The sequence below is a fragment of the Devosia sp. SD17-2 genome (assembly GCF_029201565.1).
In the GTDB taxonomy this organism is placed as follows: domain Bacteria; phylum Pseudomonadota; class Alphaproteobacteria; order Rhizobiales; family Devosiaceae; genus Devosia.
In genome coordinates this window covers 1079684-1097525 of sequence record NZ_CP104002.1, presented here as the reverse complement: position 1 = coordinate 1097525, position 17842 = coordinate 1079684, and the positions used below count along the sequence as shown (strand labels likewise).

Sequence of the window (17842 nt, the reverse complement as noted above, 5' to 3'; positions counted from 1 at the left end):
TTGACCAGTCGATCAAATTTTTGATCTTGGTAGCGGTGATTGTCAACGGGGTAATCGCAAGGTTGCGATACAATGCAAAGGGCGGCCCCGAAGGACCGCCCGCTGGTGTTGCTTGCTTTTGACAAATGCTGTCAGCGCGCGGCCCAGTTGAGCCCGCGCCGAAGGATCGTGCGCATCTGCGGCACTTCGAATTCCTTCGAGACATGGCCGAGCGACGAGTAGAAAACCCGGCCCTTGCCATGCTTGCGCTTCCACACCACCGGCATGGTGACGCCGTCGATCCAATAGGCATGATCGCCAGTGAACATTGTGGTCGCCAGCACCTCGTTGGAGGGGTCGACATGCATGTAATATTGCTCGGACGTATAGGGGAAGCTTTCGATCCCCTCCATGATCGGGTCGTCCGAACGGGTCACGTCGACACGGTAGTCGATGATATTGCCCGGATGGGCCACCCACTGGCCGCCAACCATGAACTGATAGTCCACCGCGTCGCGGAAGGCATCGCCCATGCCGCCGTGATAGCCACCAAGACCCACGCCCCCGGCCACGGCCGCGGTGAGGTTCGAGAGCTCTTCCTTCTCGATCTTGCTCATGGTGAAGATCGGCACGATCAGGCTGAGATCGTGGATGGTCGGGTCGGCAAAGGCCTCGGTCGTGTTCTCGACATAGACCTTGAAGCCGTCTTCCTCGAGCATCGACTTTATGATGGCAGCGCACTGCTCGGGCTCATGCCCACTCCAGCCACCCCAGACGATCAGCGCCTCACGCATCTTTTTCTCCTCTACCATAACTATTGCAGCCGCCCCTCGCGCAGCGATTGAGACAGTGGCGCCGGCCGATCGACAGGCGTGGTGATTTCGACCACCTGACCACTCTCGGCCGAACGCTGGAACGCCTCCATGACCTCCAGCACGTGCAGGGCCAGATCGCCATTGCAGCGATGCGGCCGGTTCTCGGCAACGGCATGGGCCATGTCGGCCAGCCCGATCGAGCGATAATTGCCGTCCGCGTAAGGCTGGTCGGTGTCGACATCAGCCCATTCGCCGCCCTTTTCGAGGAACTGGATCTGCCCGCCGAAATGGTTGGGATCCGGCACGAGCAGCGTGCCATCCGTGCCGTAAATCTCGAGCGGCACATGCTTGTGGCCGGCAACGTCAAAGCTCATGGTGACCTGAACCAGCGCGCCATTGGCAAACTGCAGCGTGCCCGAAACATGGGTCGGCACATGGACGGGGATCACTTCGCCATTGCGTTCCTTGGCGGTGATGGTGCGGGTCGTGCGCAGCATTGAGCCAAAGCCCGAAACGCGCGCGACAGGTCCGAGCAGATTGACCAGATCGGTTATGTAGTAGGGGCCCATGTCGAGCATCGGCCCGCCACCGACTTCATAGTAGAAGCCGGGATTGGGATGCCAGCGCTCGTGGCCCGGACACATGAAATAGGCCGTCCCGCCGACCACCTGACCAAGCTTGCCGCTGTCCACGATATGCCGGGCGCTCTGGTGCGAACCGCCGAGGAAGGTGTCGGGAGCCGAACCGACGCGCAAACCCTTGGCACGCGCGGCTTCGACCAGCTTCTTGCCCTCAGCGAAGACAATGCCGAGCGGTTTTTCGGAATAGACATGCTTGCCCGCTTCGATGGCGCGGAGGCCAACTTCGACGTGGGCCTTGGGAATGGTCAGATTGAGAATGATCTCGATTTCCGGGTCCGCAAAGATCGCATCCATCGACACGGCCTTGACGCCAAATTCCGCTGCGCGCGCTTCCGCAGCGGCCGGATTGAGGTCAGCTACGCCACGAATGTCGAGGATGGGAAAATTCTGTGCCGCCTTGAGATAGGCGGCTGAAATATTGCCTAGTCCAATTATACCGATGCCAACCTTGCGCATCAAAATCTCCTCACCAAATTCCTCAGTCTTACGGATTATTCCGGAGCGCCGGACCGGTCGTGCTCCAGGGTGATCCATAAAGTTCGCTCAGCGCCACGGCGGCCGCGCCGCGCGCCCAGACCTCGTCCCCCGCCTCGTCGATGACGATCTGGGTGACCTCACGCAGCGGCTCCGCCAGGGAGCGCGCAAAGGATGCCTGCAAAGGCTCGATCAGCCCGCGGCCAAGCGCCAGACTGGAGCCAACGAGGATGACCCGCGGCGGCGCAAACAGCCCGGCGAGATTGGCAATGGCGATGCCCAGGGCTTCGCCGGCACGGCTTGCGGCGGCCGCAAACATGTCGTCACCATCTGCAAGCAGTCGACGGACATGACTCATGCCACGCCCGACGCGCATCGCTTCTCGCAGCCGCAGATCAGCATGTTCGCCGGACAAAATGGCTTTTTCACTGGCAATATCGGCCAGTTGCTCGGACTGGGCCGTGGAAACGCCCATCATCATGTGCCCGAGATCGAGGCTCAATTCCCGCGCACCCCGGAACAATTGCCCGTTGTGCATCACGCCGAGCCCCAGCGCATCCTCTACGGAAACCAGCACGAAATCATCGCAATCGCGCGCCCGTCCGAACCAGTGCTGACCCATGGTGATCGCATTGGCGTCGCTCTCGGCAATGGTGGCAACGCCCAGCCGCTCGGCCAGAAAGCTCGCCAACGGCACATCACGGTCGCGAAAGATCGAGCTCGAGCGCACCCGGCCCGAGCCATGTTCGACAATACCGGGCACGGCCAGAGCGACCGAGGTCACATCGGCAAGGCCCAGCCCTGCATCGAGGACGCAGCGCCGCACCCCGTCTTCGACCAGATCGGCGAAAACCGGCAGCGGTAGCCGGTCAACACGGACCGGAAGCGTAAGGCTTGCAAGGATATCGCCCTGAAAATCGGTGACCACGAAAACGAGGCCATTCGGCGCGATCTTGGCGCCAACGACACGTGCAGCCGAAGCATTGAGCGTTAGCATGACGCGCGGTCGCCCGCGACCGGCGCCATCGCGCAGATCACCCTCGTGGCGCGGCGTGATCAGCGCATCATCCAGCAGCGACGCGGTGATGGCCGAGATGGTCGTGGCCGACAGCTGCGTGCGTTCGCCGATCTCCACACGGGAGATTGAACCGGCCCGCCGGATCGTATCAAGCACATGGAACCGATTGATTGCACGCATCAACTCGGGATCGGCTGTCTTCATGCCAAAGCCCCGTACCTCCCCACCGCTCATTTTTTCAGCATGGCGGATTAATTACTGGCTTCTTGGCACATTCCGACAGCACCGCACAAGAGGCAGACTGAGTAAAACCAGCCGCAACGAGCCACCCCCTTGACAGTTTCCCAGCAAAGCGCACTAATTAATTTGCAATCAGGACAAAAATGTCCGGTGGGAGGACTACATGAACATTTCTTTTGGCCGCCTTGCGCGGCATCGGCTTGCTATTGCCCTCAGCGCTGTTGCCTTGATGGCCGGAGTATCTTCGGCATCGGCACAATCGGTCATCAAATGGCTGCATCTCGAGACGAACGCCGACCGGCTCGGGACCTGGCAGGAAATCGCCGCCGCGTACGAAGCCCAGAACCCGGACGTCAAGATCGAGTTCCAGTTCCTCGAGAACGAAGCCTACAAAGCCAAGCTCCCCACCCTGCTGCAGTCCAACGAAGCGCCGTCCATGTTCTACACCTGGGCTGGCGGCGTGCTGGAAGCGCAGATCGCCACCGGTGCCCTTCGCGACATCACCCCGGCAATGGATGCCGACAATGGCGCCTGGCGCAATTCCATCAACAAGGCTGCTGTCGACGGCATGACCTTTGACGGCAAGGTCTGGGCCGCTCCGGTCCAGTCCGGCGTCGTTTCCTTCTTCTACAACAAGGAGCTCTTTGATCAGGCTGGCGTCGATGGCACTGCCATCGGGACCTGGGACGAGTTCCTTGAGGCCGTCAAGACGCTCAAGGCAGCCGGCATCAACCCCATCGCAGGCGGCGGCGGCGATAAATGGCCGTTGCACTTCTACTGGTCCTATCTGGCCATGCGTGAAGTCGGCCAGGACGGCTTTGCGGCGGCCAAGGGTGGAGAAGGCTTTGCTGGCGAAGGCTTTGTTCGCGCCAGCGAAAGGCTGATTGAACTCGGCGCTCTCGAGCCCTTCCAGCCCGGCTATCTCGGCGCCACCTGGCCAGATGCCACAGCCGCCTTCGCAGACGGTCGCGCTGCCATCCTCCTCGGCTTCGAAAATACCGCAACCCCGACGATCCAGGGCGGCGCGGCGACGGACGGCAAGGGCCTCGAGCAGAGCAATATCGGCCGCTTCCCCTTCCCGGTCATTGAAGGCGCTCCGGGCCTGATCACCGACGACTTCGGCGGCATCAACGGCTGGGTAGTGACGGCCAATGCACCTCCCGAGACCGAAGAGTTCCTCAAGTTCTTCACCAATGCTGAAAACCAGGCCATCGTAGCGGAACGCAACGCCATTCTTCCCACCACGATCGGTGCAGAAGTCGGGGTCAAGGACCCGTCCATGGCCGAAGCTGCAGCCCAGAAGGCCAAGGCAACCTGGCACCAGAACTATCTGGATCAGGATCTCGGCCCCAATGTTGGTCGCGTCGTCAACGACATGTCCGCTGAACTGGCCGCTGGTCAGATCTCTGCGGAAGACGCCGTCCAGCAGATCCAGGACGCCTTCTCGCTCGAGATGTAGTTCAAGGGCGGCCCTGCTCCGGCGGGGCCGCCTCTCGCGCCTGACCCGTCCCGGGAGACTGATCCATGAGCCAAACCAGTTCGCTGCCTGCCGCGCCGACGCTCGCATCTCGCGCGCCCGCGGTCGCCCGCCGCAGCAAACGCCATGTCCGCGGCACCCTGCCCGTGCTTGTGCTGTTCCTGCCGCCTGCACTCCTGCTTTTCACCGTCTTCGTCATCCTGCCCATGGGCGAAGCGGCCTGGTATTCCTTTTACAACTGGAATGGCTACGGCCTGCCAACCCAATGGGTCGGCACCAAGAATTACGAGCTGATCTTCAACAATGGCGCCTTCCGCCAGGCCCTGATCAACAATGGGCTGATCATCGTCGTCTCGATCATAATCCAGATCCCCCTCGCCCTGTGGATTGCCACCATGGTGACCCATCGGATCAAGGGCGCGGTGATGTTCCGGCTTTTGTTCTTCCTGCCATACGTGCTGGCGGACGTCGCCGCAGGCATGATCTGGCGCTTCGTCTACGATGGCCAGTTCGGTCTCGTCGCCGGTATTTTCAACACCTTCGGCATGGAAGCGCCGTTCTGGCTGGCAGACCGTCAGGTCGCCTTCTACGCCGTGCTTGGCGTCATCGTCTGGAAGTATTTCGGCTTCCACATGATGCTGTTTGTGGCGGGGCTGCAGTCGATCGATAAAAGCGTGCTCGAAGCCGCCGACATCGACGGCGCGACCGGCTGGCAGAAATTCTATCGAGTTACTTTGCCCATGCTGGGCTCGACCGTGCGCCTGTCAGTGTTCTTTGCCGTCATTGGCTCGCTGCAGCTTTTTGACATGATCATGCCGCTTACCGGCGGTGGTCCGTCCAACTCCACCCAGACCCTTGTTACCTTCCTTTACAGCTTCGGCGTCATGCGCATGCAGGTCGGCTTTGGCTCGGCCGTCGGTGTCGTGCTCTTCGTCATCTGCGTCGTCCTCGCCTTCAGCTACAAGCGGATCTTCATGAAAAATGACTGAGACAACCGCACCTATCGACGCCGCAACGGCCGCAGGCGGGCGGAGCGAGCGCCTGCCCACCAAGGTCTATCTCTACGCGAGCCTCACCATACTGGCGGCGATCATCGTCATTCCCTTGCTGACAACAGCGCTGGGTGGCTTCAAGACTTTGGGCGAGCTGCGGGGCAATCCTTTCGGCCTGCCTTCGGAATGGCAGTGGAGCAATTACGGCAATATTCTCTTCAGCCAGCGTTACTGGCTGCAGATGGGCAATTCCCTGCTTATCGCCGCGCTTACCGTCTTTCTGACCCTGTCGCTCTCCGCGATGGCGGCCTTTACCTTCGCCCATGTCAAATTCTTCGGCTCGGGCTTTTTGCTCAACTACTTCCTCATTGGCCTGATGTTCCCTGCCGCCACGGCCATCCTGCCGCTCTTTATCCGCATCCGCGATCTGGGGCTGCTCGACACCTATTGGGGCGTGGTGCTCCCGCAGGTGGCGTTCGGCCTGGGCATGTCGATCCTTTTGTTCCGCAATTTCTTCCGCAATCTGCCGAGCGAACTCTTCGACGCTGCATTTGTTGATGGCGCGGGTTATCTGCGCTTTTTCTGGAGCATCACTCTGCCGCTATCCCGGCCCATCATTGCAACGGTCGGGATCATCTCCTTCGTCGGCTCCTGGAACAGCTACATCCTGCCGCTGATCATGCTCAATTCCGAGAGCAAGTATCCGTGGCCCCTGGGCATCATGGTCTACCGCGGGGAGTTCTCGACCGATTGGCAGCTGATCCTGGCCTTCATCACCCTCACCATCATGCCGACCGTGATCGTCTTCTTCGCGGCGCAAAAACACATCATTGCCGGTCTGACCGCCGGCGCCGTCAAATAGCCTCGGAGTGCAGAAAATGGCCGGTCTCGAGTTAAGAAACATCTCCAAGAGCTACGGTACCGTCTCGGTCATCGAAGGCGTTAACCTCTCGGTCGAGGACGGCGAGTTTGTCGCCCTCGTCGGCCCCTCCGGTTGTGGCAAGTCGACCATATTGCGCATGGTCGCCGGTCTTGAGGACATCACCGGCGGCGACATCGTCATTGGTGACCGCGTGGTCAATGACCTCACCCCACGCGAGCGCAACATCGCCATGGTGTTCCAGTCCTATGCGCTCTACCCGCATATGACCGTCTACAAGAACATGGCGTTCAATCTCGAGCTGTCCGGCAAGCCAAAGGCCGAGATCGACCAGCGTGTCCGCCAGGCGGCCCGCATGCTCGAGCTCGAGCCGCTGCTGGACCGCAAGCCCAGCCAGCTCTCCGGCGGCCAGCGCCAGCGCGTCGCCATGGGCCGTGCCGTGGTGCGCGATCCCGCTGTGTTCCTCTTCGACGAACCGCTGTCCAATCTCGACGCCAAGCTGCGCGTCCAGATGCGGTCCGAAATCAAGGCCCTGCACCGGAAGGTCGGCGTCACCTCGATCTATGTGACCCACGACCAGGTCGAGGCCATGACACTGTCCGATCGCGTCGTGGTGCTCAATCATGGCGTCATCCAGCAGGAGGGCTCCCCAATGGAGCTCTATCGCCGTCCTTCCAATCTCTTCGTCGCCGGTTTTATCGGCTCGCCAGCGATGAATTTCTTTGACGCCACCATCGACGGAAATATTGCCCGCACAGCCAGCGGCCTCAGCTTCGACTTCAATGCTTCTGAGCCCGTCAGCGATGGCCAGAAAGTGACCATCGGCGTCCGGCCGGAGCATTTCCAGGCCGGCAGCGGCCCTCTGAGCGGCGAAGTGACTTTCGTCGAGCCCACAGGTGGGCAGACCTTTGTCACCCTCGATCTCTCGGGCCAGCCGACCATGGTGCTGGTATCGAGCGAAGAAGACATCGACACTGGCGCGCACCTGTCCGTGACCGCGCCTGTCGAACGCACCTATGTCTTCGACGGCCAGAGCGGCCGCCGCATCAGCAAGAACTAGGCCCGTCTCACAAAATGGCGTTCGCGGCATTCAACCGCGACCGCACTGGCATCACTTCTCAGTCCAGTAATTCTTGCCGATCCCGGAAGTGCGACAGCGCTTCGGGATTGGCGAGGCCAGGATTGTCTTCCATCGCCTTGCCGTTGACCGCATCGCGCACCGACAATTCGGCGATCTTGTTCGAGCGGGTGCGCGGAATATCGGGCACTGCCAAAATCTTGGCAGGTACGTGACGCGGCGTCGCCCCCGAGCGGATACGCTTCCTGATTTCCGACACGAGTGCATCATCGAGCACGGCGCCGTCTTCCAGACGAACGAAAAGGATGATGCGCTGATCGCCCTGCCACTCCTGCCCCACCGCAATGGCTTCAAGGATTTGCGGAATAGGCTCGACCTGCCGATAGATCTCGGCCGTCCCGATCCGGATGCCACCGGGATTGAGCGTCGCATCCGACCGGCCGTGGATCACATAGCCGCCTGATGGACGCCGTTCGACGAAGTCGCCGTGGGTCCAGACGCCCTCGAAACGCTCGAAATAGGCCGCGCGATAGCGCGCGCCACTTGCATCATTCCAGAACCCGACCGGCATGGAGAGGTGCGCATTGCGGCATACCAGCTCGCCGGCCCCCTCCGAAACTGGCGCCCCGTTCTGGTCAAACCCGTGCACGTCCATGCCCAGCATTGCGCCCTGCATCTCGCCGCGTCGGACCGGCAAGGTCGGGACGCCGCCGAGGAAGCAGGCGCAAATATCCGTGCCACCCGAAATGGACGCGAGATGCACATCGCTCTTCCAGTCCCGGTAGATGTGATCATACCCATCGGGAAGCAGCGGCGAGCCGGTCGACAGAATGGTCCGCAGCCGTGACAGGCGATGGGTATCCTTGGGACGAAGGCGCGCCTTGTTGCAGGCGTCGATATATTTCGCCGAAGTCCCGAAAATATCGATCTCGTCCTCGTCAATGATGTCCGCCAGCCGCCCCATGTGCGGATAGGCCGGATTGCCGTCAAAGGTGACGAGCGTGGCTCCCGACGCGAGGCCGGAGACCAGCCAGTTCCACATCATCCACCCGCAGGTCGTGTAATAGAAGAACCGGTCGCCCGCCCGCAGGTCACAGTGGAGCTGTTGCTCCTTGAGGTGCTGCAGCAGCAGACGACCAGCGCCATGCACGATGCCCTTGGGCTTGCCCGTCGTGCCCGAGGAAAACAGCACGGCGTGGGGCGCATCAAAGCCCTGCCGCACGAAGTCGATTTCGTCCTCCGCGTACGGCGCGATCCAATCATCGAGCGTAACCGCCGGCCCATGATAGCCAGACAGATCCGAGGCTTCGCCGAGCAGGACGAGACGTCGGGGCATCCCGGCGGCGCAGACGGCATTGATGGACGCGGTCGTGTCGAACTGCTTGCCGCCGTAGTCATAGCGAGGTACCGCCACGAGAAGCGCCGGCTCCACCTGCCCCAGGCGGTCAGCCGCAGCAGCCGGGCCGAAATCGGGCGAGCACGATGCCCAGATCGCGCCGATTGCGGAGGTGGCCAGATAAAGCGCGATGGCCTCGATATCATTGGTGACGATCCCCGCCACACGATCTCTCATGCCCACGCCCTCGGCCCGCATCGCCTGAACGAGGCGCGACACCAGCCCAAAAAGCTCCGCGCGCGTCAGGGTCCGGCGCGTTCCGTCTTCGCGATGTGCGATGATGGCCATGCGGCCATCGGGCTGTCGCAGCAGGTTTTCGGCATAGTTCAGCCGGGCATCAGGGAAAAACCGCATGTCCCGGATCGACGACCCGGGCAGATAGACCCGCGCCCCCCGCTCTCCGACAATATCAAACTGCGCCCACAGGGCTGAATGGTAGGCGTCAGGCTGCTCGACCGACCAGCGATGCAAACTCGCATAGTCGGTTGGAGTAAAACCCTGCTGTTTCGCGAAACCGGCCAGAGCCGCGGCGGCAATGCGCTCCGGGCCGGGCTGAAAAAGAATATCGTTCATCTAAATGGCTCTTCTGCAATCACTTGGCCGTCCAACCGCCATCAATCGAGATGGCAGAGCCGGTAATCGATCTCGCCCAGTCCGAACAAAGATAGGCGGCCAATTCCGCCACTTCTTCCGGCTGAACGAATTTCTTGCTGGGCTGCGGCGCGAGGATGATCTTGCTGATCACCTCATCCTCGCTGATGCCATGCACCCGCGCCTGGTCTTGCACCTGCTTGGCAACCAGCGGAGTCCAGACATAGCCCGGACAGATGGCATTGACCGTGACATTGCTCTCGGCCACTTCCAGCGCCGCCGTCTTGGTCAGGCCCACCAGCGCGTGCTTGGCGGCCACATAGGCCGATTTGTAGGGCGAGGCGCGCAGGCCATGAGCCGAGGCGATATTGATCACCCGCCCCCACCCACCGGCAAGCATATGCGGCATCGCGCTGCGCATGGTGTGAAAGGCGGCATCCAGATTGACCGACATCAGCCTCTGCCAGTCTTCCTCGGCAAAATCGGATACCGCAGCGACCTTCTGGATGCCGGCATTGTTGACCAGCACATCCAGCCCACCGAGCGCATCGACCACGCTCTGCACGAGGCCCATGCTGGCTTTTGCATCGGCGAGATCGGCGCGGGCATACCAGACGCGCCCTCGACCGGCCTGCCGCAAGAACTGCAGGATCTCCGCGACCTCCTCCTCGGGCTCGACACCATGCACGGCGACATCGAAATCACTGGAAGCGAATTTCAAAGCTATCGCCAGACCGATCCCGCTGGTCGACCCCGTCACCAGGGCAATATGCCGACCCCTCATCCCATCCCCCTCATAGACCTCGAGGTCTTTCCCGAACTCTGGCCGTTTGGCGTCGCCAGTTCAAGCCGCCGCTTGACGAAACCGTTCGCACACTTGATGACAAGGCGAGGGAAAAGGGGAGGAGAATGCCATGGTGGGAAAGATTATTGCGCCCATAGTCGTGCTTGTCCTGCTCGTCTGGATGGTACTCGCGACGACACGCCCCCAGGCCCCCAACGCCCCGGCTGCACCCGACGTTATCGATGGCGTTGCCGACAAATACATCGAATGCGCCGCCTATTATGCCCTGACGGCCCGCTATCTCACCGCTGACGGCGATGGCGAAACCGGCACGCAGTACGACGAGCGCGCCAATAGCGCGCTTGATGAGGCGAAGGTGCTCTCGGGCGAGCGCGACCTCGACCTCATGCGCAAGCGCGATACACTGATGGCCCAGATGGGCGGAAGCTCCAGCGCTGAAGGCCACGGCCTCGCCGATCTTGGCGTGACCTATGACGAGGAATGCATCGCCCTACTGGATGGTTGAGCTACCCTTCGCGCCGTGAGGAGTTCAGGATAATGCGCATTCTCGATACCCATCTCCATCTCGTCTACCAGGACCGTTTTACCTATCCCTGGCTCGCCAACGCACCGGCGCTCAATCGCCAGTGGACGCTCGAAGCCTATTTCGCCGAAGCGCTCCCCCTGGGCATCGAAACGGCCCTCCATATGGAAGTGGATGTCGCCGAGCCCGACATGCTCGCCGAAACCGAATTCGTCCTGGGACTGCCGCGGATTGTCGGCGCCATCGCGGCCTGCCGTCCCGAACATCCCAACTTCGTTGCCGAGATCGAACGCCTCAGTTACCACGCCCACGTCAAGGGCGTCCGGCGCATCCTTCATGAAGTCGCAGACGATCTCAGCCAGTCCGATCTCTTTATCGAGAATATCCGCCATTTGCCGGACTATGACCTGAGCTTTGACCTCTGCGTCCGGGCAGACCAATTGCCCATTGGCCAGCAGCTTGTCGAACGCGCGCCGGACGTGACCTTCATTCTCGACCATTGCGGCGTGCCTGATGTTACCGGGACAGGCCTAAATCCCTGGCGCGACCACATCCGCGCCATCGCCCGCCTCCCCAATCTCAACGCCAAGATTTCGGGCATTGTCGCCTATTCCGGCAGAGACTGGACCGTCGACACCATCCGCCCCTATGTCGAACACATCATCGAGTGTTTCGGCTGGGACCGCATCGTCTGGGGCTCCGACCACCCTGTGGTGACCCAGACTGGTTCGCTAACGCGCTGGGTGGAGGCGACCATGGATATCATTGCCGGCGCTAGCCCTGACGAGAAGGCGCGCCTCCTCCATCGCAATGCCGAGCGCATCTACAAGGTCTAGCCGTCCGCCGTCGCCTTAAGCATTCGCTTGAGCGAATCTCGACGCAACACGAAATGCTCGACCAGCGCGCCAACCACGTGGAAGGCGATAGCCGGGATCAATATCAGCCGGCCGATTTCATGCACCTCGGCCGCCGGCTCCACCCCCAGAAACCACGCCACCGCCCCGGTCACCGGCATCAGGAAGATAAAGCCATAAAGCAGGAAGTGCGTGATCTGCCCGAGCCAGTTGAGGATGGCCGGATTGTCATGATGGGGCGCCGGCACGCCTCGGCGGAACCGAATGAGAAGGCGCAGTGCTGCCAGGACAAGTACGGTCAGCCCCAGGATCATGTGCAACATCATCCCGAGAGTCTGGCTCGCGTCCTTGCCCTCGAGGCGCTCGTTGAAGGCGATCTGCATCCCTTCATTGACGAACAGCTGGAACACCACCAGTGCGGCAATCGCCCAATGCAGGACGATCTGCACATTGGAATATCCTTTCACCGCGGCCATCAGCGCCCCCATTTTGCCAGCTCTAATTAGGGAACTCATTGGCCGGGTCCGCGTTCCATTCACGGATCATCCTGTGGGGGCAGATGCGACGCAAATCGGCACATCTTTTTCAATGTACCGTCCGTCTGGCGCTTCTGGGCGCTATTTCCCTGTTCCTGACCGCCTGTAATCCCGAGCAGAGCGCGCTTCATCCCGCCGGCCAGGATGCCGCCGAACTCTCCGATCTCTTCTGGTTCATGACCTTTGGTGGCGCCCTCGTCTGGTGCATCATCATGGGCGCGACCGTCTATGCCGTCCTCGGCAAGAAGCGTCCGCGCAGTGAGCAATTCGCGGACCGGTTTATCTTCTTTGGCGGCGTCATTTTTCCCACTGTGGGCCTCGCCATCCTGCTTCTGGTGGGTCTGGCGCTGCTGCCCAGCTGGCGCGAGGAGGACCCGCCTGATGTGAGGATCCATGTCGCAGCCGAGCAATATTGGTGGCGGTTCTCCTACGAGACGGCCGATGGCGGACGCGTCGACACCGCCAACGAAATCCATCTCCCCGCCGGCTCCACCGTCGAGTTTGTGCTGACCAGCACCGATGTGATTCATTCGTTCTGGATCCCGGCCCTGGGCGGCAAGCTCGACGCCATTCCGGGCCGCACCAATCTCCTTCGCCTCCGGCCGACGACACCCGGCGTCTATCGCGGCGTCTGTGCCGAATTCTGCGGCCCCTCCCACACCTTCATGGCCTTCCCCGTCATTGTCAGCGAACAGGCCGAATACGACGCCTGGCTGGCAGCCCAGGCCCTGCCGGCGACCGCCACCAATGCCGACGCCTTCCTTGCTGCCGGGTGCGGGGCCTGCCACATCGTGCGCGGCGTGAGCGAAGCGGGCTCTGTCGGGCCTGACCTTACCCATCTCGCCAGCCGCCGGACTATTGGCGCGGCCTCCCTGCCCCTCACCCGTGAGGCGCTCGACGACTGGATCGTTGCGCCGACCCATATCAAGCCGGGCGCGCGCATGCCCTCCTTCGCCACCCTGCCCGATGCCGATCGTGCGGCCATCGTCGATTTTCTCATGGACCTCAGATGACCGACAGAAGCGCCGAAGAACAGCAATTGGCCAAGGTCTGGGCCCGCCCAACCGGTTGGCGCGCCTTCTCCGACGTCAACAACTCCGTTGTCGGCCTTTGGTATATCGCCACTGCCTTTGCCTTCATGATCTTTGCCGGCGCTCTCGCCCTGATCATCCGGCTGCAGCTGGCCGTGCCGGACAACACCCTGGTTAGCGCCGACACCTACAACCAGATCTTCACCCTCCATGGCACGGTGATGATGTTCCTTTTCGCAGTGCCGATTTTCGAGGCCGTGGCGATCCTTATCCTGCCCGCCATGCTGGGCGCGCGCGACCTGCCATTTCCTCGCCTTTCGGCCTTCGGCTACTGGTGTTTTCTCATTGGCGGCGTCTTTGTCTGCGGCTCTATTTTCTTTGACGCAGCCCCGGATTCCGGCTGGTTCATGTATCCGCCGCTCTCCACCGAACAGGCCGGGATCGGCGCCGACATCTGGCTTCTGGGCCTGAGCTTTATCGAGGTTGCATCCATCGCCGCAGCGGTCGAGCTGATCGTCGGCGTCCTCAAGTGCCGTGCCCCCGGCATGCATATCAACCTCACCCCGCTCTATGGCTGGTACGTGCTGGTCGTGGGAGCGATGATCCTCTTTGCCTTCCCGCCGCTCATTGCCGGCGACTTTCTCTTCGAGCTCGAGCGCGCCTTCGACTGGCCCTTTTTTGACGTCCGCCGCGGCGGCGATCCCATCCTCTGGCAGCACCTGTTCTGGATTTTCGGCCACCCGGAAGTCTACATCATCTTCCTGCCGGCAATCGCACTCCTCGCCATGATTGTGCCGACCTTCGCCCAGCGCCCCATCGCCGGCTATTCCTGGATCGTGCTGTCAGCCATTGGCACCGGCTTCCTGTCGTTCGGGCTCTGGGTCCACCATATGTTCACGACGGGCCTGCCGTCGATTTCGCTCGGCTTTTTCGCCGCTGCGTCGGAATCGGTGGCCATCCCCACTGGCATCCAGCTTTTTGCCTTCATCGCTACCGTCATGCTGGGCACTGTGGTGCGCACCGTGCCAATGCTCTTCTGCCTGGGGGCGCTTGCCACCTTCATCATTGGTGGCCTCACTGGCGTCATGGTCGCCGTCGCCCCCTTCGACTTCCAGGCCCACGACACCTATTTCGTCGTCGCCCACCTGCACTACACGCTCATCGGCGGCATGCTGTTCCCGGTCCTCGCCGGTATCCGCTATTATTACCCCTTCGCCCGCGGCAAGGCGCTGTCGCGCGCCATGGGCATATGGTCGTTCTGGCTGATCTTCGTGGGCTTCCACATCGCCTTCCTGCCCATGCACTTCACCGGCCTTCTGGGCATGCCGCGCCGCGTCTACACCTATGGCGCCGAGCGCGGCTGGGACGCGCTCAACATGACCTCGACCGTCGGGGCCTTCATCTTTGCGGCCGGCTTCATGCTCTTTGTCTGGGATTGCGTACGTCCCAAGCGCAAGGAGCCCGATGTGCCCCGCAATGTCTGGAATGCCGGCACACTCGAATGGGCCGGCCGTGTTCCCGCCGACAATTGGGGCCTGCGCTCCATCCCCACCATCAACAGCCGCTACCCGCTCTGGGACGACAAGACCCTGCTCTCCACCATCGATGAGGGCCGTGGCCTGCTGCCCAGCGCAGAAGAGGGCAAGCGCGAAACCCTCGTCACCTCGGTCCTCGACGCCGAGCCGATCCAGGTCCTGCGCGTTGGCCAGCCCACTTTCCTGCCCATGCTGGCGGCCTTCGGCCTCGGCGGCGTGTTTATTTTCTCCGTTTTCAAATGGTGGTTGATCACCGCTCTCTCCGGCGTCTTTTTCCTCGCCGTGCTGCTCTACTGGCTGTGGACGGGCACTGGTGTTCACCCCGAAAAGGACACCAAGGACATCGGCGATGGCCGCCATTTGCCCCTTTATGTCTCGGGGCCGAAATCGACCGGCTGGTGGGCGATGTTCATCACCATGACCGGCGATCTCACCGCCTATCTCTCCGTCGTCTTCGGCTACTTCTTTTTCTGGACCATCCACACCGATTTCCCCCCTGCCGGCGAAACCGGGCCGGGCTGGCAGTGGCCGCTGGTGGCCTTCCTCCTCGGGCTTGTCGCCTGGGGCGCCACCTTCGGCGCCCGCCTGGCCAATGGCTCGGGCGCTGTCGGGCTGGCGCGGGGCCTGCTCGTCCTTGGGCTGATCGCCGCCGCCAGCTGTGGCCTCGCCATGATGGCCGGTCCCTGGACCACCGGCCTCGACCCGACGCTGCACGCCTATCCGGCCATCGTCTGGGCGTTGGTCGTCTGGGTCGTCCTGCATCTGGCCGTGGGCATGATCATGCAGGCCTATTGTCTCGCCCGCTCCATCTTCGGCCTGATGACCCCGAAATATGACGCCGATATCTGGAACGTTTCGCTCTACTGGCACTTCCTCGGCTTCAGCGTCGTCCTGACCTCAGCAATCATAGGAGGCTTTCCGCTACTCCAATGAATGCGAACCGCGCCAACAATGAAATCGAACACGAAACCGGACACGGCACTGACCTCTGGAAGGTCATCGCCGCCCCCATCATCTGGGCCGTCCATTTCCTCGTCTGCTATGTGCTGGCGGCAATCTATTGTGAAAAGGCCGGGCGCGGCGCCTCCCTAGAAGACATCCGCATCTGGCTGATCGTCGTCACTGTGGCCGCACTCGCCGGCATTGCCGCCTGCACCATCACGCTTTGGCGGGTCCGCGCCCGCAGCGTCACCGACAATGATTTCGAGTACGAACACAACACGCCCGAGGAGCGCCACCGTTTCCTCAGCCATGTGGCGCTGATGCTCTGCGTGCTCTCGGCCATCGCGGTGCTCTACGTCTTCATTCCCGTCCTCTATCTCTCGACCTGCCGATGAGCCCGCGCGTCCTCACCTTTACCGGTCTGGCCATGCTCGCCCTTGCCTGGGCGGGTCCCCTACCGGGCATGGTGCCGGGCAGTTTCGTCGCCCATATGAGCCTTCACATGGCCGTGGTCGGGATAGGCGTGCCGGTCCTCGCGGCAGGGCTCGCCCCGGCGGTCGCGGGGCATCCCTTCATGCGCTCGCAGCTGGCGCTGCCCGTCGCCATCAGCCTCCTCGATTTCGTGGTGGTCTGGGGCTGGCACACCCCTGCCCTTCACCATGCCTCGCGCACCGATCCCTGGGCTCTCGCCTTCGAGCAGATCAGCTTTGCTGTCGTGTCGCTGGCCGTCTGGGTTCTGGCCCTCGCCAGCACGACCGAAACCCGCCGCAGCGCGGCCCTCGCCGGTGCCCTCTCCCTCTTTTTCACCTCCATGCACATGACCCTGCTTGGCGCTCTGATCAGCCTTGCCCCCCGCTCGATCTATGGCGACCACCTCCATCACGGCACCACCATGTCTCCCGTGGTCGAACAGCAATTGGGCGGCGTCATCATGCTGGCCATCGGCGGGGTTATATATCTCCTCGGCGGGCTGATCCTGATGGCGCGCGTCCTGCGCCGGGAGCCGGTCACATGAAGCGGCTGAAACCCTTCATCATCGGCGCCGCCGGCGGCATTTTCGGCCTGCTCCTCTTGCCCCTCAGCGGCATCCTGCCGATCACCGCAATCCCCGGACCGCCGGCGCTGGTCGACTGGTATCTCAATATGGCCGCCCAGCAATCGATTGCCCTACGGTCCCTCGAAATCGCCGTCCCTGACCTCGACGATCCCGAAATGATCGCGCGCGGCGCCGGCCATTATGAAATGGTCTGTGCCGACTGCCATGGCAGCCCAACTAGGCCGGCCAATCGCATTGCCGACGAGCTTAGCCCGCCACCGCCCCTGCTAACCGATCGCATGCAGCAATGGCACCCGTCCCAACGTTTGTTTTTTACCGTCAAGCACGGCATTCGCCGCACGGCCATGCCAGGCTGGGCCAGCCAGATGCGCGACGATGAGGTCTGGGACATGGTCGCCTTCATCGAGGCCCTGCCCCAAACCTCGCCGGAGGACTATGCCGCCCTCGCCACGGGCGCAGACCGCAATGATTGCGCCCGCTGCCATGGCGACAATGGCGAAGGACGCCTGCCCGGCGTCCCCCGGCTCGACATCCAGCCTCCGGCCTATCTCGAAATGGCCCTCAAATCCTACCGTAACGGCACCCGCCAGAGCGGCACGATGATCGCCGCCGCCCGTGATCTCACCGACGCCGAGATCACCGAACTCGCGGCTCATTTCGGGCGCAGCCAGAACCTGCCCCCGGGCAATGAGACCACCGGCGCGGCCATCGCCCAATCCGGCATTCCGGATCGCGACATTCCCGCCTGCGCCTCCTGCCACTCCCCGGCAGCACGTGCCGACTATCCGCGCCTTGCCGGACAGGAAATCCATTATCTCCGCACCCAGCTCAAACTCTTTTCCGAGCACGGCGCCGCGCGTGGTGGCCCCAATGCGCACATCATGGCCGAGGTCACCCGAGAGCTCTCCGAGGACGATATCGAGGCCCTCGCCGCCTATTTCGGCCGCTAGACCTTGATCGAGGACGGTCAGGGAACCC

17 protein-coding genes are annotated in these 17842 nt (G+C 62.2%); 11 read left to right on the top strand and 6 right to left on the bottom strand.

Annotated features, from left to right (window positions below):
- Positions 1–131: 131 nt before the first annotated feature.
- Genes NYQ88_RS05405 through NYQ88_RS05395 form a run of 3 tightly spaced genes read right to left on the bottom strand, consistent with a single transcriptional unit; the run spans position 132 to position 3131 of the window.
- Positions 132–773, bottom strand: a complete 642-nt coding sequence (locus NYQ88_RS05405) for a ThuA domain-containing protein (protein WP_275653933.1) — start codon at positions 771–773, stop codon at positions 132–134.
- 20 nt (positions 774–793) lie between these two features.
- A complete protein-coding gene (locus NYQ88_RS05400) occupies positions 794–1891 on the bottom strand; it encodes a Gfo/Idh/MocA family oxidoreductase (protein WP_275653932.1) in 1098 nt (365 codons plus the stop codon).
- A gap of 28 nt (positions 1892–1919) precedes the next feature.
- A complete protein-coding gene (locus tag NYQ88_RS05395; RefSeq protein WP_275653931.1) occupies positions 1920–3131 on the bottom strand; it encodes an ROK family transcriptional regulator in 1212 nt (403 codons plus the stop codon).
- 199 nt (positions 3132–3330) lie between these two features.
- On the opposite strand from NYQ88_RS05395, the gene NYQ88_RS05390 reads away from it, so the two are divergent.
- From NYQ88_RS05390 to ugpC, 4 genes are all read left to right on the top strand, one after another.
- The gene (locus tag NYQ88_RS05390) at positions 3331–4626 is read left to right on the top strand and encodes an extracellular solute-binding protein (RefSeq protein WP_275653930.1); all 1296 of its coding nucleotides are present in this window, start codon (positions 3331–3333) and stop codon (positions 4624–4626) included.
- Between the two features lie 65 nt (positions 4627–4691).
- Complete coding sequence (locus NYQ88_RS05385) at positions 4692–5633, top strand: sugar ABC transporter permease (protein WP_275653929.1); 942 nt, start codon at positions 4692–4694, stop codon at positions 5631–5633.
- Positions 5626–6498 (top strand): carbohydrate ABC transporter permease, encoded by an 873-nt coding sequence (locus NYQ88_RS05380; RefSeq protein ID WP_275653928.1) that lies wholly within the window; start codon positions 5626–5628, stop codon positions 6496–6498. Before NYQ88_RS05385 ends, NYQ88_RS05380 begins: the two co-directional genes overlap by 8 nt.
- 16 nt (positions 6499–6514) lie before the next feature.
- Positions 6515–7576: a sn-glycerol-3-phosphate ABC transporter ATP-binding protein UgpC gene (ugpC, locus tag NYQ88_RS05375; protein WP_275653927.1), complete on the top strand. Its 1062-nt coding sequence runs from the start codon at positions 6515–6517 to the stop codon at positions 7574–7576.
- A 58-nt stretch (positions 7577–7634) separates the two neighbouring features.
- Here ugpC and NYQ88_RS05370 read toward each other — a convergent pair whose 3' ends face one another.
- Together NYQ88_RS05370 and NYQ88_RS05365 are read right to left on the bottom strand one after the other, a co-directional pair.
- Positions 7635–9563 carry an acetoacetate--CoA ligase gene (locus NYQ88_RS05370; RefSeq protein ID WP_275653926.1) on the bottom strand — a complete coding sequence of 643 codons (1929 nt, stop codon included), beginning with the start codon at positions 9561–9563 and terminating at the stop codon, positions 7635–7637.
- Positions 9564–9582: 19 nt separating this feature from the next.
- Positions 9583–10365 carry a 3-hydroxybutyrate dehydrogenase gene (locus NYQ88_RS05365; RefSeq protein ID WP_275653925.1) on the bottom strand — a complete coding sequence of 261 codons (783 nt, stop codon included), beginning with the start codon at positions 10363–10365 and terminating at the stop codon, positions 9583–9585.
- Between the two features lie 130 nt (positions 10366–10495).
- Between NYQ88_RS05365 and NYQ88_RS05360 the strand changes: the two genes are divergently transcribed.
- Entirely contained in the window at positions 10496–10891 is a 396-nt protein-coding gene (locus tag NYQ88_RS05360; protein ID WP_275653924.1) for a hypothetical protein, read from the top strand.
- A 32-nt stretch (positions 10892–10923) separates the two neighbouring features.
- Positions 10924–11745 carry an amidohydrolase gene (locus NYQ88_RS05355; RefSeq protein WP_275653923.1) on the top strand — a complete coding sequence of 274 codons (822 nt, stop codon included), beginning with the start codon at positions 10924–10926 and terminating at the stop codon, positions 11743–11745.
- Here NYQ88_RS05355 and NYQ88_RS05350 read toward each other — a convergent pair.
- Entirely contained in the window at positions 11742–12239 is a 498-nt protein-coding gene (locus tag NYQ88_RS05350) for a cytochrome b/b6 domain-containing protein (RefSeq protein WP_275653922.1), read from the bottom strand. The genes NYQ88_RS05355 and NYQ88_RS05350 overlap by 4 nt on opposite strands.
- An 83-nt stretch (positions 12240–12322) precedes the next feature.
- Here NYQ88_RS05350 and coxB point away from each other — a divergent pair, with 83 nt between their 5' ends.
- Genes coxB through NYQ88_RS05325 form a run of 5 tightly spaced genes read left to right on the top strand, consistent with a single transcriptional unit; the run spans position 12323 to position 17814 of the window.
- A complete protein-coding gene (gene coxB, locus NYQ88_RS05345) occupies positions 12323–13312 on the top strand; it encodes a cytochrome c oxidase subunit II (RefSeq protein WP_275653921.1) in 990 nt (329 codons plus the stop codon).
- Positions 13309–15798 carry a cytochrome c oxidase subunit I gene (gene ctaD / locus NYQ88_RS05340; RefSeq protein WP_275653920.1) on the top strand — a complete coding sequence of 830 codons (2490 nt, stop codon included), beginning with the start codon at positions 13309–13311 and terminating at the stop codon, positions 15796–15798. The genes coxB and ctaD overlap by 4 nt, the downstream gene beginning before the upstream one ends.
- The gene (locus NYQ88_RS05335) at positions 15795–16202 is read left to right on the top strand and encodes a hypothetical protein (RefSeq protein WP_275653919.1); all 408 of its coding nucleotides are present in this window, start codon (positions 15795–15797) and stop codon (positions 16200–16202) included. The genes ctaD and NYQ88_RS05335 overlap by 4 nt, the downstream gene beginning before the upstream one ends.
- Positions 16199–16822, top strand: a complete 624-nt coding sequence (locus NYQ88_RS05330) for a cytochrome c oxidase assembly protein (RefSeq protein WP_275653918.1) — start codon at positions 16199–16201, stop codon at positions 16820–16822. The genes NYQ88_RS05335 and NYQ88_RS05330 overlap by 4 nt, the downstream gene beginning before the upstream one ends.
- Complete coding sequence (locus NYQ88_RS05325; protein ID WP_275653917.1) at positions 16819–17814, top strand: c-type cytochrome; 996 nt, start codon at positions 16819–16821, stop codon at positions 17812–17814. Before NYQ88_RS05330 ends, NYQ88_RS05325 begins: the two co-directional genes overlap by 4 nt.
- Positions 17815–17842: the final 28 nt, after the last annotated feature.

Coding starts and splice junctions, on each gene's coding strand:
- NYQ88_RS05405 (WP_275653933.1), bottom strand. CDS start 773: ATGCGTGAGGCGCTGATCGTCTGGGGTGGCTGGAGTGGGCATGAGCCC.
- NYQ88_RS05400 (WP_275653932.1), bottom strand. CDS start 1,891: ATGCGCAAGGTTGGCATCGGTATAATTGGACTAGGCAATATTTCAGCC.
- NYQ88_RS05395 (WP_275653931.1), bottom strand. CDS start 3,131: ATGAAGACAGCCGATCCCGAGTTGATGCGTGCAATCAATCGGTTCCAT.
- NYQ88_RS05390 (WP_275653930.1), top strand. CDS start 3,331: ATGAACATTTCTTTTGGCCGCCTTGCGCGGCATCGGCTTGCTATTGCC.
- NYQ88_RS05385 (WP_275653929.1), top strand. CDS start 4,692: ATGAGCCAAACCAGTTCGCTGCCTGCCGCGCCGACGCTCGCATCTCGC.
- NYQ88_RS05380 (WP_275653928.1), top strand. CDS start 5,626: ATGACTGAGACAACCGCACCTATCGACGCCGCAACGGCCGCAGGCGGG.
- ugpC (WP_275653927.1), top strand. CDS start 6,515: ATGGCCGGTCTCGAGTTAAGAAACATCTCCAAGAGCTACGGTACCGTC.
- NYQ88_RS05370 (WP_275653926.1), bottom strand. CDS start 9,563: ATGAACGATATTCTTTTTCAGCCCGGCCCGGAGCGCATTGCCGCCGCG.
- NYQ88_RS05365 (WP_275653925.1), bottom strand. CDS start 10,365: ATGAGGGGTCGGCATATTGCCCTGGTGACGGGGTCGACCAGCGGGATC.
- NYQ88_RS05360 (WP_275653924.1), top strand. CDS start 10,496: ATGGTGGGAAAGATTATTGCGCCCATAGTCGTGCTTGTCCTGCTCGTC.
- NYQ88_RS05355 (WP_275653923.1), top strand. CDS start 10,924: ATGCGCATTCTCGATACCCATCTCCATCTCGTCTACCAGGACCGTTTT.
- NYQ88_RS05350 (WP_275653922.1), bottom strand. CDS start 12,239: ATGGCCGCGGTGAAAGGATATTCCAATGTGCAGATCGTCCTGCATTGG.
- coxB (WP_275653921.1), top strand. CDS start 12,323: ATGCGACGCAAATCGGCACATCTTTTTCAATGTACCGTCCGTCTGGCG.
- ctaD (WP_275653920.1), top strand. CDS start 13,309: ATGACCGACAGAAGCGCCGAAGAACAGCAATTGGCCAAGGTCTGGGCC.
- NYQ88_RS05335 (WP_275653919.1), top strand. CDS start 15,795: ATGAATGCGAACCGCGCCAACAATGAAATCGAACACGAAACCGGACAC.
- NYQ88_RS05330 (WP_275653918.1), top strand. CDS start 16,199: ATGAGCCCGCGCGTCCTCACCTTTACCGGTCTGGCCATGCTCGCCCTT.
- NYQ88_RS05325 (WP_275653917.1), top strand. CDS start 16,819: ATGAAGCGGCTGAAACCCTTCATCATCGGCGCCGCCGGCGGCATTTTC.